The sequence below is a fragment of the Streptomyces sp. NPDC016469 genome (assembly GCF_040632905.1).
GTDB lineage: Bacteria > Actinomycetota > Actinomycetes > Streptomycetales > Streptomycetaceae > Streptomyces.
In genome coordinates this window covers 152825-174451 of record NZ_JBEYCQ010000007.1, presented here as the reverse complement: position 1 = coordinate 174451, position 21627 = coordinate 152825, and the positions used below count along the sequence as shown (strand labels likewise).

The window sequence follows — 21627 nt, the reverse complement described above, 5'->3', positions numbered from 1 at the left end:
CATCGACCAGTCGGCGTCGTTCCTCCGGCGGATACGCGGGGAGCGCCGTTGCGGACCGCCGGCGGGCGAAGCGTCGTGGACGGCTGGACCGCCCGGGAGTTCCCGACCGGTCAGTCCGGACCGGAGGGGCATCGGACCGGTGTGCTCGGTGCCGGCCGCGCCTTCCACAAGGCTGCGGCGGCGCGCCCGAGCAGCGCACGGCTTCCGCCGGCGGTGAACCCCGGCCCGGCCGTGCTCGACGCGGACTACGGTCCGTCCCATGACGACGGTTACCACGCGCACGGTCACGTACCCGGCCGACGGTCTGACGATGGTCGGCCACCTCGCGCTCCCGGCCGGTGCCGGCCGCCGGCCCGCGGTGCTGCTCGGGCCGGAAGGCATGGGCCTCAGCGACGTCGAGCGGCGCCGGGCCGAGGCCCTTGCCGAACTCGGTTACGTCACCCTGGCCTTCGACCTCCACGGCGGGCGGTACCTGGGCGAACCCGGAGAGATGCTGGCCCGTTGCCTGCCGCTGCTCGACGACCCCGACCGGATGCGCGGCATCGGCCACGCGGCGCTCGACGTGCTCCGCGCCGAGCCGAGGGCCGACCCCGACCGGATCGCCGCCATCGGCTACGGCACCGGCGGCATCATCGCGCTGGAACTCGGGCGCGACGGCGTCGACCTGCGTGCGATCGGGACCGTCAACGGACTGAGCACCGGCCGCCCGGGCGAGACCGCGCGCATCCGCTGCCCGGTGTGGGCCGGGGTCGGGTCGGAGGACCCGATCATGGCGCCCGCGCAACGGGACACGTTCACGGCCGATATGCGGTCGGCGGGCGTCGACTGGCGCTTCACGGTCTACGGCGGCGCCCTGCACGCGTTCCACCACCCCCCGGTCGACCACACCGCCCTCCCCGGCGTCGGCCACCACCCACGGCACGCGGAGCGCGCCTGGCGCGATGTCGTGGACCTGCTGGCCGAGTGCCTGCCGGTGCCGGAGTGACCCGGCCGGCCCGCGCCCGGGCGCCGGGTTACGCCACCGCCGCCCGGACCCCGAGCGCGATCAGGATCGCCGAAGTGGCCCGGGCGGCCGTGCGTGTGAAGCGGGGGGTCCGGAGGATTCGGGTCGCTCGGAGGATGAGGAAGGGCCAGGCCGCCAGCCAGAGGGTGAGCAGTAGGGCTTGGGCCGTGGCCGGGGTGAGGATCTGGCCGGGTAGGGGGTCACGGGGTGTGACGAACTGGGGGACCAGGGTCAGGTAGATCGCCGCCGCCTTCGGATTGAGGACGTTGGCCAGGAACGCCTGGGCGTACACGGAGTCCGTGCGACGCCTCGGGCGGCAGGGGGCCGGCGCCGGCGGTCGGAAGGGCAGGGCCCGGGGTCCTGAGTGGGGTGGAGCGCGGCACGCCGTCCCGGTCAGGGCAACGGCGCCTCCGGGAAGCCCAGTTCGTCCAGGAGGGCGGCGAACAGGTCCTCCACGAAGGTGGCCCGGGTACGGAGCAGGTCCTCGATGTGGGACTGCTCGTCCGTGGTGCGGACGCCGGCCGCCGTCGCCCACGCGAGAGCCCGCGTGGCGTCGACGGGGACCTCGGCGTCCAGCTCAGCGCGCCGGCGGGCCAAAGCCTGCTCGAATGCCGGGGTGTTGCACCACAGGCTCTCGTCTTCCACGTCCTCGGGTGTCTTGAGGACTATGCTCGCGGCGTTGTCCATGTTGAGCCACGCCTGCCAGTGCCGGCCGTCGGGGTCCAGGCCGGTGACGAGGGCAGCGCTGCTGTCGCTGACATGGGCGACGCAGGCCGGTGCGCCGGTCCATTCGACCAGGCCGGACAGCATCTCGTACTCCCAGACGCCGTCCTTCAGTTGCAGGGTCTGCCAGCCGCCCGGACGGGGCTGCCACTCGTGTGCCTCGATGCCCGGCTCAGGGGCGGCGTCTGCGAACAGGGGCGCCTCCAGCAGGGGGCGCGGGCTGCGCGCGAAGACCAGATGACCTGAGAAACCCATGGGCGCACGCTACGGGCCGTCACTGACACCGGTCACGTCGTGGCGGCGGTACGGAGACGACTCGGGGGGCCCGGCCGTCGTGGGCAGGAGGCGCCGGGCAAGCGCGGGCGCCGGGCGACGGTGCTGCGGCTCGACGGGCTGGCGGCGGTGGCGGAGACCGCGTTCGACTCCGCCGGGATGACCACGCTGGTCGCCCGCTGCGAGGGGAGCGACGCGTGCGTGCTGTCCGTCGTCGCCAAGGGCCGGACGGCCGCCCGGCACCGGTGGGCGGGGCCCGCCGCGACGCCGTCCCAGGAGACCGCGCACCAGCACGCCGCGTTGCTCGTCGCGGCGGCCGGCCAGGGCGACGCCCGCGAGATCGCGCGGCTGCTGCGCGACCCGGGCGACCCGTCGGAGCTCCTGATCCGCACCCTGACCGCGCTCGGCCTCCCACCGCTCCCGGTCGGCTTCGGCGAGCGCGCCGAGATCCTGGCCGACGCCCGGGGCACCACGGTCCACCGGGCCCGGTCGCTGTGGCAGGGCATGAAGGACTTCATGAGCGACGAGACCGACCCGAACCCGCCGTTGCAGCTGGACGGGCGGTAGCCGTAAACCCGGTGCCGGCAGCCGCCGACGCCGGGAGACTGGGCGGCATGGATGAGGTCGAGGTCGTCGTAGCCCACTCCGAGCGTACGACCCTGCGCGTCGGGGACATGTTCCTGAAGGTGGACGCCGATCGGGCGCGGATCGCCGTGGAGGCCGAGGCGTTGGCGCTGGCGCCGGTCCCGACGCCGGAGGTGTTGTGGCAGAAGCCGTCCGTGCTGGCGCTCGCCGCCGTCCGGGGCACCGCGCTCGGCCGCCTCGGGGAGCCGTCGCCCGCGTCACCGGAGGCGTGGGCCCGGGCGGGGGCCGCGATCCGGACGCTGCACGAGGCGCCGCTGCCGCCGTGGGCCGGCCGGAGCGTGGACGGCCTGGCGGCCGAGCTGGAGCGGGAGTGCGACTGGCTGCTGGCGCACGAGGTCCTGCCCGTCGACCTGGTCACCCGCAACCGCCGGATCGCCGAGGCGGCACTCCGGCCGTGGGAGCCGGTGTTCGTGCACGGGGATCTCCAGATCACCCACGTGTTCACCGGCGGCGACGACGAGGTCACCGGCATCATCGACTGGTCCGAGGCGGCGCGGGGGGACGCGCTGTTCGACCTCGCCACGCTGACGCTGGGGCACGAGGAGCGCCTGGGGGACCTCGTCGCCGGGTACGGCGCCGACGTGGATGCGGACCTCGTCCGCGCATGGTGGTCGCTGCGCAGCCTGACCGCGTACCGCTGGCTGGTCCAGCACGGCTTCGACCCGGCGGCGCCGGGGTGCGAGCTGGATGTGCTGAGGGCCGCGATGTGACGGGACCCGGGCCTTCTCGGTGCGGCGCGGTCGCCGTCAGGCCGTGGGGTCCCAGAGGCCGTTCGCCTCGCCCCGGGCCAGGTGGTCCGCGTAGATGCCGACCTTCCAGGCGATGACCGAGCGGCACTCCTCCAGGGCCGCGATCTGGGCGTCGACGCGTCGGCGGTGGGTGTCGAGCAGCTGGAGGCGTTCGGCCTCGTTGCCCGGGCCCCGGCGTACGAGTTCGGCGAACCGCTTCAGGTCGGCCAGGGGCATTCCGGATTCGCGCAGCTTCACGCAGATCAGGAGCCAGTCGACGTCCAGTGTGCTGTAGCGGCGCCGGCCGCCGGAGGTGCGGTGCACCGGGCCCACGAGCAGGCCCTCGCGTTCGTAGTAGCGGAGGGCGTGGACGCTGAGGCCGGTGCGGTCGGACACCTCGCCGATGCTCAGGGTGTCGGTGGTGGTCGTCATGCGGTGGAGCGTAGGACTTGATCTAGAGCGAGGTCTAGATCGTAGCTTCGTCTCCATGACCAGCACTGAACAGCAGCCGCTCGGCTCGCCCTTCTCCGCCGCCAGCACCGCCCAGGACGTCACCGCCGGGCTCGACCTCTCCGGCCGGACCGCCGTCGTGACCGGGGGTTACTCCGGGCTCGGGCTCGAAACGACCCGCGCGCTCGCCGCCGCCGGGGCGCGGGTCGTCGTTCCCGCACGGCGGCCCGACGTCGCCCGTGCCGCGCTCGCCGGGGTGCCCGGCGAGACCGAGGTCGTCGCCATGGACCTGTGCGACCTCGGGACCGTACGGGCCGCGGCCGCGCACCTCCGCGAGACGCTGACCGCGATCGACCTGCTCTTCGCGACCGCCGGGGTCATGGCCACGCCGGAGCGGCGCGTCGGGCCCGGGTGGGAGAGCCAGTTCGCGGCGAACCACCTCGGGCACTTCGCCCTCGCCTGCGAGCTGTACCCGCTCCTCGCCGCCGCCGGTGACGGGGCGCGCGTCGTGGTCTACAGCTCCGGTGCCCACGGCATCACGGACATCCGCTGGCACGACCCGCACTTCCGTACCGGATACGACAAGTGGCACGCGTACGGCCAGGCGAAGACCGCCAACGCGCTCTTCGCCGTACACCTCGACGCCCTCGGGCGGGGCGACGGTGTACGGGCCTTCGCGCTCCACCCCGGGTCGATCATGACCGGGTTGCAGCGGGAGATGACGTTCCAGGAGCAGATCGACAACGGCTGGGTGGACGAGCAGGGCACGGTGATCGGCCCCGGCTTCAAGACCCCGTCCCAGGGCGCCGCCACCGGCCTGTGGGCCGCCACCTCGCCGCTCCTGGCCGGCCGGGGCGGCCTCTTCCTGGAGGACTGCGAGGTCGCCGGCCTCTACGACCCCGAGTCGCCCGAGGGCGAGGGCGTGCGCGCGTACGCGGTCGATCCGGGTGGCGCGGCGCGGCTGTGGGAGCTGTCGGTCGCGGCGACGGGGGCCGCGCCGATCGGTGGGTGACCCGGCGGTGGCGGGCGCCGGAGGAGACCGGGCGGTGGGTCGGGCCGTACGGGCTGGTGCTGAAGGCGGGCCGCTGGTACCTGGTCGCCTCGGGGGAGTCCGGGCTGCGCGCACGTACCGGACCGACCAGGTGGCCGGACTGGAGGCCGCCGTGCCCCGCGTCGTCGACTGGCGGCCCATGCTCGCGGCGAGCAGGGACGGTGTGCTGCAAGTCGCCGGAACAGCGGGCGCCCCGGCTCCACTTCGCGCACCATGGTGATGTCCGGGCATCAGTGTGCAGGGGGGAATGTGTCCGAAACCGAGAATCCGGCCGCCGACGCGGCCGCCGGGACGACGGACGCGGCAGCGGCGGGCACGCCGCTCGTCGGGGCCGCGCTCGTCGTCGCGGTCACGGTCATCGCGCTGTGGCTCGGGCTTCTCGCCTGGCTGGCGTTCCACACCGACGCGACCGAAGTCTCCTGGTCCCGTCTGCTCATCGTCCTCGGCTCGGTGGAAGCCGTGGCGTTCGCGGCCATCGGCGCCCTGTTCGGCACGACGGTGCAGAGGCAGCGGGTGGCCGATCTGGCGGCCCGCACCGAGGCCGCCGAGTCCCGTGCGAGTGCCAACGAGACAGCGGCCCTCAACGGTCACAGACTGGCGGCGGCGGTCCAGGCGACCCGAGCTCCCGGCAGCGGGCCGGACACGGAACAGCTGTCGGCCGACGGCCGGTCCGGCCAGGATCCCCTGCTCGAACTGGCCAACCGGCTGTTCCCGGACTGAGGCGCCGCCGTGGACCCCATCGGAAGGCTGGTGCGCGACGGTGAGCCCGTCGCGACGGCGGTCGTGCTCACCGCCGACGGACTCGCCGCGACAGCCGCCCATGTCCTGACGTCGCACCGGGCCGCGCGGTGGACGTTCGAGCCGATCGCCGCGCCGGGATTCTCGTTCCCCGTCGACTGCTCGCCGCCCTCGGACAGCGCGGCCGACGTGGCGCTGATCCAGGTACGCGAAGGCGATGACTGGGACCCGATGACGCTCACCCCGCATACGAGCGCCACCCCCGGCGACCCGGTCCACCTGCGCGGATTCGCCGCGTCCCGCGACCACGACTCCGGCGTCGGCCACTACGTCGGCACCACGGCGCAGAACGGCCGGGCCTGGGTGAAGGTGAGCTGCCGGCACGCGCAGCCGGGCATGAGCGGTGCACCGGTGCTGCTCACCGGCACGGGCAGCGTCATCGGCATCGTGTCGGCCCGTCTCAACTCGGCGAACTGGAACCGCGACACCGTGCTGCTCGCCCCGGCCGGGCAACTCGTCGCGCTCGCCCCCGAGCGGCTGCGACTGGCCGCACCCGTCCACCGATACACCGACGGCACACTTCGGCTGTCGTGGTTGCGCGGCGCTTCGAGGGAACTCATTCTGGAATCCGATGACTTCACCGTCTCGCTGGGCCGCAACGTACACAACCGGGTGTATCTGCCGGACCACCGTGACAGTCGTTTCCACGGTCATCTCTCCCTGGTCGGTGCCGCCTTGACCTACCAGCATCTGGGCTCGCACCCTGCGTTCCTGGCGGGCGCCACACGTCAGTTGAAGCTCGCCAAGGGGGACTCCTGCCCGGTCGGGGACAAGGACCGGCTGAGCGTCGGGAGCGGAACGATGCTGGTGGAGTTCTCCGCGCCCGACCTGTTCGACCCGAACGCGCACGTGACGCCGGAGGCGCCTGAGTGAAGGGGTGATCAGTCAGTTGGACGCCGATTCCCGCACCGACCTGACGGCCGCCGGACCGTACGAGCCACCTCCGCCGCTCTCCGGCGCGCCCGCTGCCATCGGCGAGGTGCTGTCCGACCGCTGGTCGGTGGCGGAGATCCGGCGCGGCGGGCAGGCATGGGTCCTGTCGACGACCTGGAGCGCGCCGGCCGCCGCGCGATCAAGGTCCCGCTGTCCGGCGCGCTCGTCGGCGACGACGAACTCGAGATGCTCCTCAGGCTCGAACCGCACCGGCACACCGTCACCACGCTGGGCGTGATTGATGTGCGCGGGCGGCCGGGCATCGTCTTCGACTACGCGCCCTCCACCCTGACCGACCTGATCCGGATGGGGCACGGGCTCGCGCTGACCGGACTCCTCCAGCAGGTGTGTGCCGGAATGGCGCATCTGTCCCACGTATTCGAGGTGGCCCACCTCGATCTCAAGCCGTCGAACGTCCTCGTGGACGAGGCCGGTCACGCCAAGGTCGCCGACTTCGGCCTGGCCCAGCGGGTGCGTATTCAGGACGGACGCTTCGCGGGCGCGCGGGGTGGCACCTGGGCGTACGCCGCGCCCGAGGTGCTGCGGCGGGAGCCCTGCGACACCCGCGCCGACATCTTCTCCTTCGGCGTGCTCCTGTACGAGGCGTGCACGGGCAAGCTCCCCTACCCCTTCGCCCTGGCACCCGACCCGGTCACCCAGCGGGCGCAACTGCTGGATTACTACGCGTCCCCAGGCCCGAAGCATCGGCAGACAGAGCTCTACTACTGGGGGCAGTCCGTGCTGACCCAGGTGCCCGTCACCCCGCCCGGTGAGGGCATCAGCATCCTCTTGTCGAGTTGTCTGCAGCAACACCTGTCGGAGCGCCCGCAGTCGTTCACCATGCTCGCCGAGATGCTGGCCCGAGCCGTCCGGAGACCGCCGGTCGAAGCCCTGGCGACTCCTCTCCCCCCGATCGACCAGCAGCGCAGATCGCTCTCGCTGGCCCAGGTGCTGATCCGGCTCGACCGGCTCGACGAGGCCATCAACGAGCTCAACCGCTTGCTGTCGACGCCCTTGCCCCCGGCCCTCTTCGAGGCCGCACGGCAGACGGCGGTGCAGGCGCTGAACGCAGCCGGGCGGCATGCCGAAGCGACCGAACTAGCAGATTGGCGGTGACCTCCATGCGTCGGTTCGAACTGGCGGAATGGAAACGGAGCCCACGCCTCACGGACCTGCGGAACACGGTGGTGGGGCTGCTCGCGGAAGGGCGGCACCGTACCGCGCTGGACGAGGCCCTGCGCGGCCTGCGGCGTGATCCGGAGCACCCCGACGGGCTGTTCGTGGCGCTCTCGGTGCTGGCCCAGAGCCGCACGACGCGGCTCGCGTCCCCCGAACCCCTGACAGAAACGCAGCAGTGGAACGCGCTGCTGGCGCCGATCACGACGACGTGCTCGGCCTGCGACAGCCGCTGGTACTCGACGCACGCGGTCCTGTTCGCCGACAACGATGTGCAGATCCACCCGACGAACCCCATCGGCCTGCAGTGCCAGAAGTGCCGGTACACGCTGTGCAGGGACTGTCTGAAGGCGCAGAGGCCGGTCTCGCACACGGCCACCGTCGACGCGCCGGAAGTGGTCGCGGGCTCCTGCGCGAACACCGGCTGCGGCGGCCGGGGACTGTCCGCACCGGTTCTCCCCACCGGCCGCCCCGACGTGACCCCCATGGATCCGGACGCCATCGAGGGCGTGCTCGTGGTACGGGACGGCCCCATCCGCCCGACGACGGACGAGGCCCTCGCCGTGGTGACCAGGTTCCTCCCCCTCATCCCCGATGACGCGCCCCTCCTCCACATCCGCAGGGCCCGCCCCGGCACGATGGGCGACGACTCGGCCCGCGACGGACTCGCCCGGGCCCTGCTGCTCGACCTGGAACGCGAAGGCGTGCTGGCCCCCGCCGCCTGGGGACGGTCCAGGCGCATGCACGTCCTGGCGGGGCCCGGAGGGGACGCCGACTACCTGATCGTCCCGGTCCGGAGGAGCCACGGGGGCGTATCACCGGCCGCACCGCACGACGCCTCCCGCCCGGGTACGTACACCTACCTCTTGCAGATCCTGCCACTGCGAGGAGGCTGGGCGACGTTGCGCGACCCACGTACCGGAGACTTCCACGAGGGCACATTCGGCGCCCTCTCGGCACCGGCCGGATCGCTGCCCGGCGTCGCCCAGGAGATCATCGAACGCTTCGCGCGCATGGGGCGGTCGCGCCGCGTCATGTTCTTCGAGGGCGACCGCACACAGCATCAGAACCTCACCACGGACGACGTGTACGGCATCGTCACGGAGGGCAGTGCATCCCTTTCGCCGTACTCCGAGGGGCCGTGACGGGCCAGGCGGAGGCGGCGCACCGCCCGTGGGACGACCACCCGCCGCTGACGACCCGCGCTCGCCCGAGGCGGTGTTCGCCTCTCGGGCCCCGCCGAGCCGAATCATGCAAGCGCGCTTGATTGTTCTCGTCCCTGCTGCCACGCTCGACGCGACGGCCGGCAGAGAAGGAGATCACGAGGATGAGCCCGCTCGCACCGCCCGCCCACGTGCGCGGCGTCACCACCCTCACGCTCGACTCGCCCGCCCACCGCAACGCCCTCAGCGCGGGCCTCGTCGCCGCGCTGGCGGACGCGCTGGACCGCTGCGCGGACGACGCGGACGTGCGGGCCGTCGTGCTCACCCACACCGGCACCACCTTCTGCGCGGGCGCCGATCTGCGCGCCCCGGCCGATCCGCACGACTTCGTGGCCCTGATGCGGCGGATCGTCGCGCTGCCGAAGCCCGTGGTGGCGCGGGTCACCGGGCACGTCCGGGCCGGGGGGCTCGGGCTGCTCGCTGCCTGCGACATCTCCGTCGCCGGGACCGGGGCGACCTTCGCGCTCACCGAGGCGCGGCTCGGGCTCGCGCCCGCCGTGATCTCGATGCCGCTGCTCCCGCGCATCGACCCGCGTGCCGCCGCCCGCTACTACCTGACCGGCGAGAAGTTCCACGCGGACGAGGCCGAGCGCATCGGTCTCGTCACGATGGCCGCCGATGACGTGGACGGCTCGGTCGACGGCGTATTGGACGATCTGCGGCGGGCCTCGCCGCAGGGGCTGGCGGCCTCCAAGGCGCTGGTCACGGCTAGTGTGCTCCAGAGTTTCGACCAGCACGCCGAAGACCTCATCGCCCGCTCCGCCCGGCTCTTCGCCTCCGACGAGGCCCGGGAGGGGATGACGGCCTTCCTCGAACGACGGGACCCCGCATGGGCGTTGTGACTCCGGGCGGCACCGGCCCGGGCCCCAAACAGGACCGCAGCCGCGCCACCCGCCGGCGCCTCCTGGAGGCCGCGGTGGCCTGCCTCGCCGAGCACGGCTGGGCCGGGTCCACCGTCGCCGTCGTCGCGGAACGGGCCGGGGTCTCGCGGGGCGCGGCCCAGCACCACTTCCCCACCCGCGAGGACCTGTTCACCGCCGCCGTCGAATACGTCGCCGAGGAACGCTCCGCCGCCCTGCGCGCCGTCCCCGACCAGGACCGCGCCGCCGTCGTCGCCGCCCTGGTCGACCTCTACACCGGGCCCCTCTTCCGCGCCGCCCTCCAGCTCTGGGTCGCCGCGTCCAACGAGGAGCAGCTGCGCCCCCGCGTGACGGAACTGGAGGCCCGGGTGGGCCGCGAGACCCATCGCATCGCCGTCCACCTCCTGCGCGCCGACGAGGCGAGGCCCGGCGTGCGGGAGACCGTGCAGGGGCTGCTCGACATGGCCCGGGGGCTCGGCCTCGCCAACGTCCTCACCGACGACACCGCCCGCCGCCGCAAGGTGGTCGCGCAGTGGGCGGCGCTGCTGGACGGTGCGCTGGGCTGAGAGCGCCGCTCAGGCCCGTACGGCCGTGATCCGCAGGCCGTGATCGGTCCGGATGCTCAGCGTCCTGCCGTCCCACACCACCGGCAGCGGGGCCTGCCGCGTGTCCACCGGTGAGCCGGGGTCCACCTCGCCCGACTCCGCGCTCAGGCCCCATCGCAGGGTGACCGCCGCCTTGTCGCCGACCGTCGCGGGCAGGCCGGACGCGGCCCAGACGTCGTCCATGTCCCGGCCGTCGAAGCGGACCACCAGCCCGCTCCCGGCCAGCTCGAACGAGCCCGTCTCGTCGCCCCCGTCCAGGCTCCAGCGGCGGCCCTTGATCTCGATCCGCCGCCACTCGTCGTGGGCCTGGCCCCGAGGCTCGTACGAGAGGTTCCACGCGCCGCTCACGAACGCTTCGAGCGCCGCGCCGGTCACCGTCGGCCTGGGGGCGGGGCGGCCCGGTGAGCCGCCGGAGCCCTTGTCCCTGCCGCAGGCCGCCAGGGCGACCGTAACGAGCCCGATGCCCCCGTACCGCAGCGCGTCCCGTCTTCGGACGATCTTCCTCAACTGCCGCATCTCGTCGCGCATGCGCACCCCCGTCTTCCCCTGATTCGGGCCGGTCTGTCACGGTCCGGGAGCCAGAGTGTGGCGCAGGAAACACCTTGGTGTCAGCCGAACGCCCGTATATCGTCCGGACCATGACCAGCAGCTCCACGCCCCCCTTCCCCCAGCGCCTCGAACTCACGGGTGAGGGCCTCGTCCTGCGCGACTGGACCGAGGACGACCTCGACGCCATGCCGGAGCTGTTCGACCACCCGGACATCGCGTACTGGACGCCGATCGTCTCGCCGTTCGACGCGGAGGCCGCCCGCACGCGGCTGGTGAAGGCCCGGCAGCTGCGTGCGGACGGCACGGCCGTCCTGCTCGCCATCACCCTCGACGGCGGCGCCCCGCTCGGCGAGGTCATGCTGCGGCGCGCCCCCGAGGGCACCGAGCTGGGTTACGCGGTCGGCCCCGCCCACCGCGGGCAGGGGCTCGCCGGGCGGGCGGTGCGGGTGATGGCCGCGTACGCCTTCGAGGAGCTGGGCGTCGACCGGGTCATCCTGGAACTGGAGGCGGAGAACGCGGCCAGCGTCGCCGTCGCCACCGCGAACGGCTTCCGGCTGCTCGGCGTACCGCTCATCGAGGGCGAGGAGAAGGGGCGTCCGTACGCCCTCCAGACCTGGGCACTCGACCGGGGCTGAGCCCCCGGTCGACGTCCCATGACGGCCAGCGGAGGCTCGTGCTGCCCCGGCACCCCAGGGCCTGTTCAGTCCGCGTACCCCGCGACCTCCCGCGGGCTCCGCGCTCCCGGGCCCACGTAACGCGCCGACGGGCGCACCAGGCGGCCCGTGCGCTTCTGCTCCAGGATGTGGGCCGACCAGCCCGCCGTACGGGCGCACGTGAACATCGACGTGAACATGGGCGCCGGGACCTCGGCGAAGTCCAGCATGATCGCCGCCCAGAACTCCACGTTCGTCGCGAGCACCCGGTCCGGGCGCCGCGCGTGCAGCTCCTCCAGGGCCGCCTTCTCCAGCGCCCGCGCCACCTCGTAGCGGGGCGCCCCCAGCTCCTCGGCGGTGCGCCGCAGCACCCGGGCGCGCGGGTCCTCGGCCCGGTAGACGCGGTGGCCGAAGCCCATCAGCCGCTCGCCCTTGTCCAGCGCCTTCTTCACGTACGCCGTGGCGTCGCCGGTCCGCTCGATCTCCTCGATCATGCCGAGCACGCGGGACGGGGCGCCGCCGTGCAGCGGGCCCGACATGGCGCCCACCGCACCGGACAGCGCGGCCGCCACGTCCGCCCCGGTCGAGGCGATGACCCGGGCGGTGAACGTCGAGGCGTTCATGCCGTGCTCGGCGGCGGACGTCCAGTACGCGTCGACGGCCTTCACATGCCGGGGGTCCGGCTCGCCCCGCCAGCGGATCATGAACCGCTCCACGACGGACTCGGCCTTGTCGATCTCCCGCTGCGGGACCATCGGCACGCCCTGTCCGCGCGCCGACTGCGCCACGTACGAGAGCGCCATCACGGCGGCCCGCGCCAGGTTGTCGCGGGCGGTCTCCGCGTCGATGTCCAGCAGCGGCTTCAGCCCCCAGACCGGGGCGAGCATCGCCAGCGCGGCCTGCACGTCGACCCGGATGTCACCGGAGTGCACGGGGATCGGGAACGGCTCGGCGGGCGGCAGGCCGGGCTCGAACGCCCCGTCCACCAGCAGCCCCCACACCTGGCCGAAGGGGACGTGGCCGACGAGATCCTCGATGTCGACGCCCCGGTACCGGAGCGAACCGCCTTCCTTGTCGGGTTCGGCGATTTCCGTCTCGAACGCGACGACTCCTTCGAGTCCGGGTACGAAGTCGGACATCAGGCGGCTCCCTCGGTTCGACGGTTGCGCCGGGCGGACCTTCGGCTCGTCCGGCCGCTGCGGCAGGATGGCACCGTGCCCACCCCAGACTCCTCCTTCGATTCCACCACCGATCCGGCCGCGATGCGCGAGCAATACCGATCCGAGACCTTCACCGAGGACTCCCTCGCGCCCGACCCGATGGACCAGTTCGCGCGCTGGTTCCGCCAAGTCGCCGCCGGCGGCATGCTCCACGAGCCGAACGCCATGGTGGTCTCCACGGCGACCCCCGAGGGCCGCCCCTCCTCCCGCACGGTGCTGCTGAAGATGTACGACGCGCGCGGCTTCGTCTTCTTCACCAACTACGGCTCGCGCAAGGGCCGCGAGCTGACGGCCAACCCGTACGTCTCGCTGCTCTTCCCCTGGCACCCGCTGGCCCGCCAGGTCATCGTCACCGGCACCGCGGCCCGCGTCTCCCGCGAGGAGACCGTCGCCTACTTCCGCACCCGCCCGCACGGCTCCCAGCTCGGTGCCTGGGCGAGCGACCAGTCGGCGGTGATCGGCAGCCGCGAGGAGCTGACCGCCCGCTACGAGGAGTTGTCGGCCCGTTACCCGGAGGGCGAGAAGGTCCCGGCGCCCCCGCACTGGGGCGGCTTCCGCGTGGTCCCCGAGACGATCGAATTCTGGCAGGGCCACGAGAACCGGCTCCACGACCGGCTGCGCTACGTCCGCGAGGGCGGCGGCGAGGGCACGTGGCGGGTCGAGCGGCTCTGCCCGTAAACCGCCCCCGACATGCGGAAACCCGCAGGCTCTGGTCCCTCCTTGCGGAGGAGCCGGCCGGATCTACCGGCGAGCCTGCGGGTCGGTGACTGCTTGGGTTTCGGCAGACAGTCCGCCGAGGTGCACGATGTGCGACGACGGGCTGTCAGCCCGCAGCCACCTCACGAATCCGATAAGACTGCACTTTTCGGATCACCTCCTTTCAACGTGTACGGACAGCTTAGGAACCCCTCCGGGCCCGCACAACCGAATTAACGGCGGACCGATTTCGGGGAAAGTCCCTGTGCCCCGGGTCACGTTCGAGTTCAATGGTCTGACGTGCGGCTATGGCGGACACCTCTCGCAGGGGGACCGGGATGAGTGCTTCCACGAGCAGGGGGACGGCCGGGGCGGAACTGCTGGCGGCCCTCCTCGACGGCATGGACGCGGCGCTCTGCGCCTTCGACGCGGACGGCACCGTCACCCACTGGAACCGCGAGGCCGAGCGCGTCCTCGGCTGGTCCGCCGACGAGGCCGTGGGCCGGCCCGGTCTGGCCGGCTGGGCGGTGCGCCGGGCCGACGCGGACGAGGTGCGGCGGCGGCTGATGGCGGTCATGGACGCGCCGGGGCGCCAGGTCCACGAGTTCGCGCTGCTGCGCAAGGACGGCGGCCGGGTCCTCGTGCGCACCCAGTCCGCCGGGGTCCGGGGCGCGGACGGGAAGCCGGCCGGGGTGTACTGCGCGTTCAGCGAGGTCCACGCCCAGATCGACCTGGAACGGGCCATCGCGCTCAGCGAGGCCCTGTTCGAGGACGCCTCCTGGGGCGTCGTCCTGGTCGACGTGGACCTGCGCCCGACCGTCGTCAACGCCCACGCGGCCCGCGCGCTGGGCGGCGGCCGTACGACGCTGCTCGGGCGGCCCCTCGGCGAGCTGATCGTCCAGGGGGTCGAGGAACTGGAGGGCGCCCTTCAGCACGTCCTGGCCGAGGGGGCGCCGGACGCGCCCGCCGAGCTGTGGGTGACCCTGCGCGGCGGTGAGGGCACCCGCCGTCGCTGCTGGCGCAGCGGCTTCCTGCGGCTGGCGTCCCCGCTCACCGAGGAGCCCGTGCCGCTGGGCGCCGGCTGGGTCTTCCAGGACGTCACGGAGGCCCGGCTCGCCGCCCAGGAGGCGGACCGGCTGCGCTTCCGCTCCAACCAGCTGCACCGCGCCTCGCGGTCCGCCGCGGAGTGCGAGGACCCGATGGAGGCCGCGATGGCGTCGCTCGACTTCGCGCTGGCCGGGTTCGCCGACCACGCGCTGGTGGACCTGGTGGCGGGGGAGCGGCTGGTCCGGGCGGCGGCCACCCCGGCCGACGCGCCGGGCCCCTGCCTCCCGGTGGCGGGCGGTGGCATCCCGTTGCGGTACGCGCCGGGCCACCCGGCCCTCCAGGCGGTGGACCGCACGGGCCCGGTGCGCACATCGGCGGGAGCGGGGCGTACGGACGGCGAGTGGGCGCGGCAGCGGCAGTGGCCGCCGGACGCGGTGCACGCGCTGTGCACGGTGCTGCGGAGCCGGGGGCGGACCCTGGGCGTGGTGACGTTCCTGCGCTCGGCCCACCGCGCCGCGTTCGAGCGCCCGGACGCGATGTACGCGGAGAGCGTGGCGGCCCGGGTGGCGGCGTCGGTGGACCTGCACCAGCTGGGCGGCCCGGCCGCCCTGTGACCCGCCTCAGTGCCGGTAGAAGATCCGGTCCGCGTACCGGGCCATCACGCGCCCGTTCCACTCGTGCCCGCCGTCGACGTTCCCGGACCGCAGCAACGGCGGCTCGATGCCCCGTTCCAGCAGCCGCTCCGCCGCCGCGGCCATCATGCTCTGCATGATCGCGCTGGTGACCACCGTGGACGCCGGCGCGAACGGCGCCTCGATGCCGTCCACCTCCAGCTCCGCGTCGCCGATCGCGATCTTGCTGTCGAGGACGATGTCGCAGTGGTCCCGCAGGAAGCCGCCCGAGCTGTGCCGGGACCGGGTCTCCTCCGCGTACGCGACCGAGGTGACGCCGATGACCTTCAGCCCCAGCGCGCGGGCGTTGAGCGCCATCTCGACGGGCAGGGCGTTGCGCCCGGAGAGCGAGATGATCACGAGCACGTCGCCGGACTTCGCGGGGCTGGAGTCGAGCACCGCGCCCGCGAGGCCGTCCACGCGTTCCAGGGCCGAGCCCAGGGTCGCGGGCATGACGTCCACGCCGAGGGCCCCGGGGACGGCCATGAGGTTCATCAGGGCGAGCCCGCCCGCCCGGTAGACGACGTCCTGCGCGGCGAGCGAGGAGTGGCCGGCACCGAAGGCGAAGAGACGGCCGCCCGCCTCGACGGTGTCGGCGATCGCGGCACCGGCGGCCGCGATGTTCCCGGCCTCCTCGTCCCGCACCCTCCCCAGCAGGCCGATCGCCGCATCGAAGAACTGACCGGCCAGCTTGCTTTCGCTCATCGAGGAGGACCTTTCCGGCGGGGTGGGATGTCCATGGGGGCGTCCGTAACGCCGATCACGTTGCGGTCTGGACCAGTGACCTGTCAATACCGCACGGCCCCGGTGGCGACGGCGAGGCACGGTTCCCCGCCCGATGCGTCAGAATTGACGTCAGGGCCAGCGCACGACTGCATCGAGGGGCACGAATGTCCGGACTGATCGACACCACGGAGATGTATCTCCGCACCATCCTCGAACTCGAAGAGGAAGGCGTGGTCCCCATGCGCGCCCGGATCGCGGAACGGCTGGACCAGAGCGGTCCGACCGTCAGCCAGACCGTGGCGCGGATGGAGCGCGACGGCCTGGTCCAGGTCGCGGGCGACCGGCACCTGGAGCTGACGGAGGAGGGCCGCCGCCTCGCCACCCGCGTCATGCGCAAGCACCGGCTGGCCGAGTGCCTGCTGGTCGACGTGATCGGCCTGGAGTGGGAGCAGGTCCACGCCGAGGCGTGCCGGTGGGAGCACGTGATGAGCGAGGCGGTCGAGCGCCGGGTGCTGGAGCTGCTCCGCCACCCGACGGAGTCGCCGTACGGGAACCCGATCCCGGGCCTGGAGGAGCTGGGTGAGAAGGCCGAGGCCGACCCGTTCCTCGACGAGGGCATGGTCAGCCTGTCCGACCTCGACCCGGGCAGCGACGGCAAGACCGTGGTGGTCCGCCGGATCGGGGAGCCGATCCAGACGGACGCCCAGCTGATGTACACGCTGCGGCGGGCGGGCGTGCAGCCCGGCTCCGTGGTCAGCGTGACGCAGTCGCCCGGCGGGGTGCTGGTCGGCAGCAGCGGCGAGGCGGCGGAGCTGGACTCCGAGGTCGCCTCGCACGTCTTCGTGGCCAAGCGGTAGCCACCCGTTCCGGGGAGACCGTTCGAGACCGTTCCGGGAGACCGGGCACCGGCAGCCGCCGGTGCCCGGTTTCTCTTTTTCCGTACCGAACCGCAGCGCTCCGGCGCGGACCGTGCCAGGCTGTGGCGGAGGGGTGGCTGAGCGTGCCGGCCGCCGCCCGTGCCGCCGGGGAGGGGAGCTGCGATGCACCCGTCGTACGCAGACAAGCGGATGGCCCCGGCGCCGCAAGGCGCCGGGGCCTGTCCCTCCCTGTGCCCGACCTGGAGCCCCGAGCTCTCGAGGTCGGTCCCGCGAGCCCTCATCCCCGAGTGGCCCGCCTCCTGCAGAACATCTCCCCGCAGCTGTCGTCGTCAATCCTGGGAAGCAGTCACTCGAACGAGCGGTGTTGGCTGGCAGATCCCGATTTTCGAATAGAGGTTCGATAGTCTGGCCGATACGACCACCCGGTGACCCAGGGAGAGAAGGGGGTGCCAGAAGCTATGGCGCGGCGCATCGAAGTGACCGGATCGGACGGCGTACGCCTCGCGGCCTGGGAGTTCGCCGACCCGCCCGGGGCGGGCGCGGACGGCGCCCCGGCCCCCGCCGTCTTACTGCTGCACGGCCTGATGGGCCGGGCCTCGCACTGGGCGTCCACCGCCGGCTGGCTCGCCGAGCGGCACCGGCCGGTCGGCCTCGACCAGCGCGGCCACGGCGACAGCGGGAAACCGGCCGACGGCCCCTACACCCGCGACGCCTACGTGGCGGACGCCGAGGCGGTGATCGAACAGCTGGGGCTCGCCCCCGTCACCCTCGTCGGCCACTCCATGGGAGCGCTCACCGCCTGGCAGCTCGCCGCCAAGCGCCCCGACCTGGTCCGCGCGCTCGTCGTCTGCGACATGCGCGCCTCCGCGCTCGGCGCGGCCTCGCAGCGCGAGTGGGAGGACTGGTTCGGGAGCTGGCCGCTCCCCTTCGCCTCGCCCGACGCCGTGCGGCGGTGGTTCGCCGAGGAGGACCCGTGGGTGGAGCGCCCCAGCCCGTCCCGGGGTGCCTTCTACGCCGAGGTGATGACCGAGCGGGACGGCGGCTGGTGGCCCGTCTTCTCCCGCCGGCAGATGCTGGAATCCCGCGCCACGTGGGTGTTCGACGCCCACTGGGAGGAGCTGGCCCAGGTCAGATGCCCGACGCTGGTGCTGCGCGGGCTGGACGGCGAGCTCGGCCGGGCGGAGGCCCAGGAGATGGTCCGGGTCCTGCCGCGCGGTCAGTACGCCGAGGTGGCCGACGCCGGCCACCTCGTGCACTTCGACCAGCCGGAGGGCTGGCGCGCCGCGGTCGAACCCTTCCTGGAGCAGCTGTCCGAGGACGCGCGGGACGACCGCGAGCCCGTATCCCCGTAAGCCCTGGTGCGCTCAGCCTTTGCTGACCGCCGTCAGGATCTCCGGCAGCCGCATGGCCATGCGCGGGGCCGCCAGGCGCAGACCGCCCCAGGCGATCAGTGCCCCGTACACCGCCCCGGCCGGCAGCAGCAGCCACAGCAGGTCCGTCCGGTCCGTGACGTGCAGGGTGATCGTCAGCGCGATCACCGGGGCGCTCAGCACGGCCGCCGAGACCATGCCGCCGAGGATGGAGATCCAGGCGAGTCCGGCCTGCCCCGGCGCCACGTTCTTGAACGCACCCTCCTGCGGCACCGAGTACGGGAAGCTCACCGAGGCCACCGCGCCCGTCGCCAGCATCGCGCCCAGCAGCGCGAACGACAGGCCGATCACCCCCGCCAGCAGCTCCCAGTCGCCGAGCAGCGCCGCCGTCACGACCGCCACGAGCACCGTGTACGGAAGCGTGATCAGGAGCAGCGCCAGGGCCCGGGCGCGCAGTTCGAGGTACGCGTCCCGGGGCGAGGAGACCGTCTGGGCGACCATCCAGAACGCGGAGGTGTCCTGCCCGAACTGGTTGTACATCTGCATGCCGAGCATCCCGGAGGCGAAGCAGGCGAAGTACACCGTGCCCTGGCCCTGGATGGCGTTGATCAGCGGGACGATCAGCCCGATCGCCAGCGCGGTCACCCAGGCGGCCTTCGTCTTCGGGTCCCGAGCCACGTACCGCAGGGCCCGCTGCATCACCGTGCCGGTGCGGCCCTCGGGGAGCAGGGCCCACAGGCCCGCGCCGGCCCGGCCGGACCTCTCGCGGTCCGGCCCGGCGGCGGCGGTCGTGGAACCGTCCGGCGCGGTCATCAGCTTCGTCAGGCTGCGCTGCCACAGCCACAGCAGCACCACCAGCGCGGCCGCCGCGATGAGCAGCTGGACGACGGCCCGCCCGTACGCCCCCTCGGCGGCGGAGCCCACGGACCCGATCGCCGAGGCGGGCGGCAGCCAGCGCACCACGTCTGCCGCCGGGTCGAGCGAGGAGAGCCCGCCGGCTCGGCCGAGGCGCTGGGCGCCGAAGTTGACGACCTGGATGCCCACCGCGATCAGCAGGCCGCTGAGGACCGCCAGGTCCCGGCCCTTGCGGGAGGTCAGCAGCCGGGTGTTGGCGGCGGCGACCGCACGGGCCAGGGCCACGCAGACCAGCAGGGTCAGCGGGACGGCGAGCACCGCGAAGACCACCGCGCCCGCCCCCTCGGCCAGCGCGGCCACCGAGCCGGCCGCCAGGCACAGCGTGAACAGCGGGCCCAGCCCGATCAGCGAGGAGACCAGCAGCGCGACGATCAGCGGCCGGGGCCGCAGCGGCAGCATCACCAGCCGGGTCGGGTCCAGGGTCTCGTCGCCGGCCGAGAAGAACAGCGGCATCACGGCCCAGCCGAGCGCCAGTACGGCGGTGAGCAGCACCACCACCGAGTCCGCGTGGGCGTGGCCGCGCAGCAGGATCAGCCCGACCAGCTGCCCGGCGGCGATGAGCAGCGCGCCGGCGACCGAGGCGATGTAGGCGGCCCGGCGCCCGGACGACTGGCGCAGCCCGTTGCGGAGCAGGGCCAGCTTGAGCCGGGCGAATACGGGGATCAGTGCCCTCGCACCGGTCGCGGCCCCGGTCCGGGGGCCGGTGCCGGCGGGGGCGTCGAGCACGCTCATCGGTCGCCGCCCAGCCAGTCCAGGGTCGCGCCGGTGTCGCGGTCGCCCGCGCCGACCAGCTCCAGGAACGCGTTCTGGAGGGAGGATGCCTCGCCGCGCACCTCGGCCAGCGGGCCCTGGGCGCGGATGGCACCGGCCGCCATCACGGCCACCCAGTCGCACAGCGACTCGACCAGCTCCATCACATGGCTGGAGAAGACGACGGTCGCCCCGGACCGTGTGTAGCGCTCCAGGACCTTGCGGATGGTCTGCGCCGAGACCGGGTCGACGCCCTCGAACGGCTCGTCCAGGAAGAGCACTTCGGGGTTGTGCAGCAGGGCGGCGGCGAGCCCGATCTTCTTCCGCATCCCGGTCGAGTAGTCGATGACCAGCTTGTGCTGGGAGCCCGCCAGGTCCAGCACGTCGAGCAGCTGGGTCGCCCGGCTGTCCACCTCCTGGCCGGGCAGCCCGCGCAACCGGCCGGTGTACGCGAGGAGTTCACGGCCGGACAGCCGCTCGAAGAGGCGCAGGCCCTCGGGCAGGACGCCGATCCGGGACTTCACCTCGACCGGGTCGCCCCAGACGTCGCGCCCGCCGATCTCGATCCGCCCCTGGTCGGGCCGGAGCAGCCCGGTGACCATGGAGAGCGTGGTGGTCTTCCCCGCCCCGTTGGGCCCCACCAGGCCGATGAACTTGCCCGCGGGCAGGTCCAGATCGATGCCGGCGACCGCGGTCTGCTCGCCGAACCGTTTCCACAGCCCCTGGACCCGCACCGCGGGCGGCGCCGCCCGCGATGCCTCCGCCCGGTCCGTTCCGTCGCGTTCCGCCCGGTCCGGCATGTGCACGCCTTTCGAAGTCCCCGTACGTACGTGTCGTACCCGGGGACCACCCTACGAAAGACGCTCCTGGGCCGTGTGCGGAAGGTCCCGTCCGGCCCGCGACGCCTGGCGCGCGTCGGCCGCCGCCCGGCCGCAGGCGTACGCGAGCGGGCCGATCAGCTCCTCGACCTCGGGCAGCCAGCGGTTGGCGGTCGTGGGGGAGCGGGCCCACTGCACCGCTCCGACCCCGCCGACCCGGGTCGGGGGCGCGATGACGTAACCGCCCTCGCCGACGCCGCGCAGGCCGATCGACGCGGCGTTCCACCCGGCCCGGCGGACCAGGTCCGCCGCCTTCGCGGCCGCGCCGGGGTGCACGAAGAACTGCATGCGGCGGTCCGGGGTGCGGGTGACCGGCCCGAGCGGCAGGCTCATCCGCTCCATCCGGGCGAGCGCCAGGAAGCCCGCCGACTCCGGCACGTCGACGGCGTCGAACGCGCGCCCGGTGGGCAGCAGCACCGCGGCGCCCGGCTGCCGGCTCCACATCCGGCGGGCCGCCGCGCCGCTGCCGGTGGCCCCGTCCGCCCAGTCGTCCCGGGCGGGGTGGGCGCCGGGCGCGGCGCACGCCTCCTCGCCGCACGAGCACCGCCGGCCGCCGCCGGACGGCTCCAGCCAGGTGCCCGGGCACACGTCCCAGCGCCTCTCCTCCGTGTACCGCACGGCGGCGTCGAGCAGCTGCTCCACGCGCTGCCGGGGGACCTGCGCGGCTTCCATGACTCCGATCGGCTCTTCCACGTCCAGCTCAACTACGGGCTTCACGAAGAGTTACGGCCGCCCGGTGCGCGGTTCCGCATACGGGGCGCACGGATGCACGGGCGGGGGCGCGTGGGAGAGGCACGGGCCCTGGG

At 73.5% G+C, this 21627-nt stretch carries 24 protein-coding genes; 15 read left to right on the top strand and 9 right to left on the bottom strand.

What is annotated here, in order from left to right:
• Nucleotides 1–259 precede the first annotated feature (259 nt).
• Nucleotides 260–985: a dienelactone hydrolase family protein gene (locus ABZ565_RS10270; protein WP_361023071.1), complete on the top strand. Its 726-nt coding sequence runs from the start codon at nt 260–262 to the stop codon at nt 983–985.
• Between the two features lie 28 nt (nt 986–1013).
• Here the strand turns inward: ABZ565_RS10270 and ABZ565_RS10265 are convergent, their stop codons facing one another.
• Together ABZ565_RS10265 and ABZ565_RS10260 are read right to left on the bottom strand one after the other, a co-directional pair.
• On the bottom strand, nt 1014–1295 hold the full coding sequence (locus ABZ565_RS10265) for a hypothetical protein (RefSeq protein WP_361023068.1): 282 nt from the start codon (nt 1293–1295) through the stop codon (nt 1014–1016).
• Between the two features lie 101 nt (nt 1296–1396).
• Nucleotides 1397–1981, bottom strand: coding sequence for a hypothetical protein (locus ABZ565_RS10260; RefSeq protein ID WP_361023065.1), 585 nt, complete (start codon nt 1979–1981; stop codon nt 1397–1399).
• Between the two features lie 39 nt (nt 1982–2020).
• Here ABZ565_RS10260 and ABZ565_RS10255 point away from each other — a divergent pair, with 39 nt between their 5' ends.
• Together ABZ565_RS10255 and ABZ565_RS10250 are read left to right on the top strand one after the other, a co-directional pair.
• The gene (locus tag ABZ565_RS10255) at nt 2021–2566 is read left to right on the top strand and encodes a hypothetical protein (RefSeq protein ID WP_361023062.1); all 546 of its coding nucleotides are present in this window, start codon (nt 2021–2023) and stop codon (nt 2564–2566) included.
• A 47-nt stretch (nt 2567–2613) separates the two neighbouring features.
• A complete protein-coding gene (locus tag ABZ565_RS10250) occupies nt 2614–3354 on the top strand; it encodes a phosphotransferase (protein ID WP_361023059.1) in 741 nt (246 codons plus the stop codon).
• A 36-nt stretch (nt 3355–3390) separates the two neighbouring features.
• Here the strand turns inward: ABZ565_RS10250 and ABZ565_RS10245 are convergent, their stop codons facing one another.
• Nucleotides 3391–3804 carry a MerR family transcriptional regulator gene (locus ABZ565_RS10245; protein ID WP_361023056.1) on the bottom strand — a complete coding sequence of 138 codons (414 nt, stop codon included), beginning with the start codon at nt 3802–3804 and terminating at the stop codon, nt 3391–3393.
• Nucleotides 3805–3859: 55 nt separating this feature from the next.
• On the opposite strand from ABZ565_RS10245, the gene ABZ565_RS10240 reads away from it, so the two are divergent.
• The 7 genes from ABZ565_RS10240 (at nt 3860) to ABZ565_RS10210 (ending at nt 10429) form a co-directional block, all read left to right on the top strand.
• On the top strand, nt 3860–4834 hold the full coding sequence (locus tag ABZ565_RS10240) for an SDR family NAD(P)-dependent oxidoreductase (protein WP_361023052.1): 975 nt from the start codon (nt 3860–3862) through the stop codon (nt 4832–4834).
• A gap of 288 nt (nt 4835–5122) precedes the next feature.
• A complete protein-coding gene (locus tag ABZ565_RS10235) occupies nt 5123–5593 on the top strand; it encodes a hypothetical protein (RefSeq protein ID WP_361023049.1) in 471 nt (156 codons plus the stop codon).
• A gap of 9 nt (nt 5594–5602) precedes the next feature.
• Complete coding sequence (locus tag ABZ565_RS10230; RefSeq protein ID WP_361023046.1) at nt 5603–6544, top strand: trypsin-like peptidase domain-containing protein; 942 nt, start codon at nt 5603–5605, stop codon at nt 6542–6544.
• 156 nt (nt 6545–6700) lie between these two features.
• Nucleotides 6701–7720 (top strand): protein kinase, encoded by a 1020-nt coding sequence (locus ABZ565_RS10225; protein WP_361023043.1) that lies wholly within the window; start codon nt 6701–6703, stop codon nt 7718–7720.
• Nucleotides 7721–7725: 5 nt separating this feature from the next.
• The gene (locus ABZ565_RS10220; protein ID WP_361023401.1) at nt 7726–8925 is read left to right on the top strand and encodes a hypothetical protein; all 1200 of its coding nucleotides are present in this window, start codon (nt 7726–7728) and stop codon (nt 8923–8925) included.
• Between the two features lie 182 nt (nt 8926–9107).
• The gene (locus ABZ565_RS10215) at nt 9108–9845 is read left to right on the top strand and encodes an enoyl-CoA hydratase family protein (RefSeq protein WP_361023040.1); all 738 of its coding nucleotides are present in this window, start codon (nt 9108–9110) and stop codon (nt 9843–9845) included.
• The gene (locus ABZ565_RS10210) at nt 9833–10429 is read left to right on the top strand and encodes a TetR/AcrR family transcriptional regulator (protein ID WP_361023037.1); all 597 of its coding nucleotides are present in this window, start codon (nt 9833–9835) and stop codon (nt 10427–10429) included. The genes ABZ565_RS10215 and ABZ565_RS10210 overlap by 13 nt, the downstream gene beginning before the upstream one ends.
• A gap of 9 nt (nt 10430–10438) precedes the next feature.
• On the opposite strand, the gene ABZ565_RS10205 is transcribed toward ABZ565_RS10210, so the two are convergent.
• Nucleotides 10439–10996 (bottom strand): hypothetical protein, encoded by a 558-nt coding sequence (locus tag ABZ565_RS10205; RefSeq protein ID WP_361023034.1) that lies wholly within the window; start codon nt 10994–10996, stop codon nt 10439–10441.
• 110 nt (nt 10997–11106) lie between these two features.
• Between ABZ565_RS10205 and ABZ565_RS10200 the strand changes: the two genes are divergently transcribed.
• Nucleotides 11107–11652 carry a GNAT family N-acetyltransferase gene (locus ABZ565_RS10200; RefSeq protein ID WP_361023031.1) on the top strand — a complete coding sequence of 182 codons (546 nt, stop codon included), beginning with the start codon at nt 11107–11109 and terminating at the stop codon, nt 11650–11652.
• A 65-nt stretch (nt 11653–11717) separates the two neighbouring features.
• On the opposite strand, the gene ABZ565_RS10195 is transcribed toward ABZ565_RS10200, so the two are convergent.
• Nucleotides 11718–12809: a citrate synthase 2 gene (locus ABZ565_RS10195; RefSeq protein WP_361023028.1), complete on the bottom strand. Its 1092-nt coding sequence runs from the start codon at nt 12807–12809 to the stop codon at nt 11718–11720.
• Between the two features lie 123 nt (nt 12810–12932).
• Between ABZ565_RS10195 and pdxH the strand changes: the two genes are divergently transcribed.
• Both pdxH and ABZ565_RS10185 read left to right on the top strand, forming a co-directional pair.
• Entirely contained in the window at nt 12933–13568 is a 636-nt protein-coding gene (pdxH, locus tag ABZ565_RS10190) for a pyridoxamine 5'-phosphate oxidase (protein WP_361023398.1), read from the top strand.
• Between the two features lie 356 nt (nt 13569–13924).
• Nucleotides 13925–15247, top strand: a complete 1323-nt coding sequence (locus ABZ565_RS10185; RefSeq protein WP_361023025.1) for a PAS domain-containing protein — start codon at nt 13925–13927, stop codon at nt 15245–15247.
• 6 nt (nt 15248–15253) lie between these two features.
• Here ABZ565_RS10185 and ABZ565_RS10180 read toward each other — a convergent pair whose 3' ends face one another.
• Nucleotides 15254–16009 carry an SIS domain-containing protein gene (locus ABZ565_RS10180; RefSeq protein WP_361023022.1) on the bottom strand — a complete coding sequence of 252 codons (756 nt, stop codon included), beginning with the start codon at nt 16007–16009 and terminating at the stop codon, nt 15254–15256.
• A gap of 185 nt (nt 16010–16194) precedes the next feature.
• Between ABZ565_RS10180 and ABZ565_RS10175 the strand changes: the two genes are divergently transcribed.
• Together ABZ565_RS10175 and ABZ565_RS10170 are read left to right on the top strand one after the other, a co-directional pair.
• Nucleotides 16195–16887, top strand: a complete 693-nt coding sequence (locus ABZ565_RS10175; RefSeq protein WP_164401747.1) for a metal-dependent transcriptional regulator — start codon at nt 16195–16197, stop codon at nt 16885–16887.
• 479 nt (nt 16888–17366) lie between these two features.
• Nucleotides 17367–18260 carry an alpha/beta hydrolase gene (locus ABZ565_RS10170; RefSeq protein ID WP_361023395.1) on the top strand — a complete coding sequence of 298 codons (894 nt, stop codon included), beginning with the start codon at nt 17367–17369 and terminating at the stop codon, nt 18258–18260.
• 12 nt (nt 18261–18272) lie between these two features.
• Here ABZ565_RS10170 and ABZ565_RS10165 read toward each other — a convergent pair whose 3' ends face one another.
• Genes ABZ565_RS10165 through ABZ565_RS10155 form a run of 3 tightly spaced genes read right to left on the bottom strand, consistent with a single transcriptional unit; the run spans nt 18273 to nt 21493 of the window.
• On the bottom strand, nt 18273–19925 hold the full coding sequence (locus ABZ565_RS10165; protein ID WP_361023018.1) for a transporter: 1653 nt from the start codon (nt 19923–19925) through the stop codon (nt 18273–18275).
• Nucleotides 19922–20743, bottom strand: coding sequence for an ABC transporter ATP-binding protein (locus ABZ565_RS10160; protein WP_361023015.1), 822 nt, complete (start codon nt 20741–20743; stop codon nt 19922–19924). Before ABZ565_RS10160 ends, ABZ565_RS10165 begins: the two co-directional genes overlap by 4 nt.
• Nucleotides 20744–20794: 51 nt before the next feature.
• Nucleotides 20795–21493 carry a bifunctional DNA primase/polymerase gene (locus ABZ565_RS10155; protein WP_361023392.1) on the bottom strand — a complete coding sequence of 233 codons (699 nt, stop codon included), beginning with the start codon at nt 21491–21493 and terminating at the stop codon, nt 20795–20797.
• Nucleotides 21494–21627: the final 134 nt, after the last annotated feature.

What these genes read in the sequence shown, in the direction of transcription:
- ABZ565_RS10270 (WP_361023071.1), top strand. Translation starts at nt 260, where the DNA reads ATGACGACGGTTACCACGCGCACGGTCACGTACCCGGCCGACGGTCTG.
- ABZ565_RS10170 (WP_361023395.1), top strand. Translation starts at nt 17,367, where the DNA reads ATGGCGCGGCGCATCGAAGTGACCGGATCGGACGGCGTACGCCTCGCG.
- ABZ565_RS10225 (WP_361023043.1), top strand. Translation starts at nt 6,701, where the DNA reads ATGGGTCCTGTCGACGACCTGGAGCGCGCCGGCCGCCGCGCGATCAAG.
- ABZ565_RS10245 (WP_361023056.1), bottom strand. Translation starts at nt 3,804, where the DNA reads ATGACGACCACCACCGACACCCTGAGCATCGGCGAGGTGTCCGACCGC.
- ABZ565_RS10250 (WP_361023059.1), top strand. Translation starts at nt 2,614, where the DNA reads ATGGATGAGGTCGAGGTCGTCGTAGCCCACTCCGAGCGTACGACCCTG.
- ABZ565_RS10160 (WP_361023015.1), bottom strand. Translation starts at nt 20,743, where the DNA reads ATGCCGGACCGGGCGGAACGCGACGGAACGGACCGGGCGGAGGCATCG.
- ABZ565_RS10240 (WP_361023052.1), top strand. Translation starts at nt 3,860, where the DNA reads ATGACCAGCACTGAACAGCAGCCGCTCGGCTCGCCCTTCTCCGCCGCC.
- ABZ565_RS10195 (WP_361023028.1), bottom strand. Translation starts at nt 12,809, where the DNA reads ATGTCCGACTTCGTACCCGGACTCGAAGGAGTCGTCGCGTTCGAGACG.
- ABZ565_RS10205 (WP_361023034.1), bottom strand. Translation starts at nt 10,996, where the DNA reads ATGCGCGACGAGATGCGGCAGTTGAGGAAGATCGTCCGAAGACGGGAC.
- ABZ565_RS10155 (WP_361023392.1), bottom strand. Translation starts at nt 21,493, where the DNA reads ATGGAAGCCGCGCAGGTCCCCCGGCAGCGCGTGGAGCAGCTGCTCGAC.
- ABZ565_RS10175 (WP_164401747.1), top strand. Translation starts at nt 16,195, where the DNA reads ATGTCCGGACTGATCGACACCACGGAGATGTATCTCCGCACCATCCTC.
- ABZ565_RS10185 (WP_361023025.1), top strand. Translation starts at nt 13,925, where the DNA reads ATGAGTGCTTCCACGAGCAGGGGGACGGCCGGGGCGGAACTGCTGGCG.
- ABZ565_RS10165 (WP_361023018.1), bottom strand. Translation starts at nt 19,925, where the DNA reads ATGAGCGTGCTCGACGCCCCCGCCGGCACCGGCCCCCGGACCGGGGCC.
- ABZ565_RS10215 (WP_361023040.1), top strand. Translation starts at nt 9,108, where the DNA reads ATGAGCCCGCTCGCACCGCCCGCCCACGTGCGCGGCGTCACCACCCTC.
- ABZ565_RS10200 (WP_361023031.1), top strand. Translation starts at nt 11,107, where the DNA reads ATGACCAGCAGCTCCACGCCCCCCTTCCCCCAGCGCCTCGAACTCACG.
- ABZ565_RS10210 (WP_361023037.1), top strand. Translation starts at nt 9,833, where the DNA reads ATGGGCGTTGTGACTCCGGGCGGCACCGGCCCGGGCCCCAAACAGGAC.
- ABZ565_RS10180 (WP_361023022.1), bottom strand. Translation starts at nt 16,009, where the DNA reads ATGAGCGAAAGCAAGCTGGCCGGTCAGTTCTTCGATGCGGCGATCGGC.
- pdxH (WP_361023398.1), top strand. Translation starts at nt 12,933, where the DNA reads ATGCGCGAGCAATACCGATCCGAGACCTTCACCGAGGACTCCCTCGCG.
- ABZ565_RS10260 (WP_361023065.1), bottom strand. Translation starts at nt 1,981, where the DNA reads ATGGGTTTCTCAGGTCATCTGGTCTTCGCGCGCAGCCCGCGCCCCCTG.
- ABZ565_RS10220 (WP_361023401.1), top strand. Translation starts at nt 7,726, where the DNA reads ATGCGTCGGTTCGAACTGGCGGAATGGAAACGGAGCCCACGCCTCACG.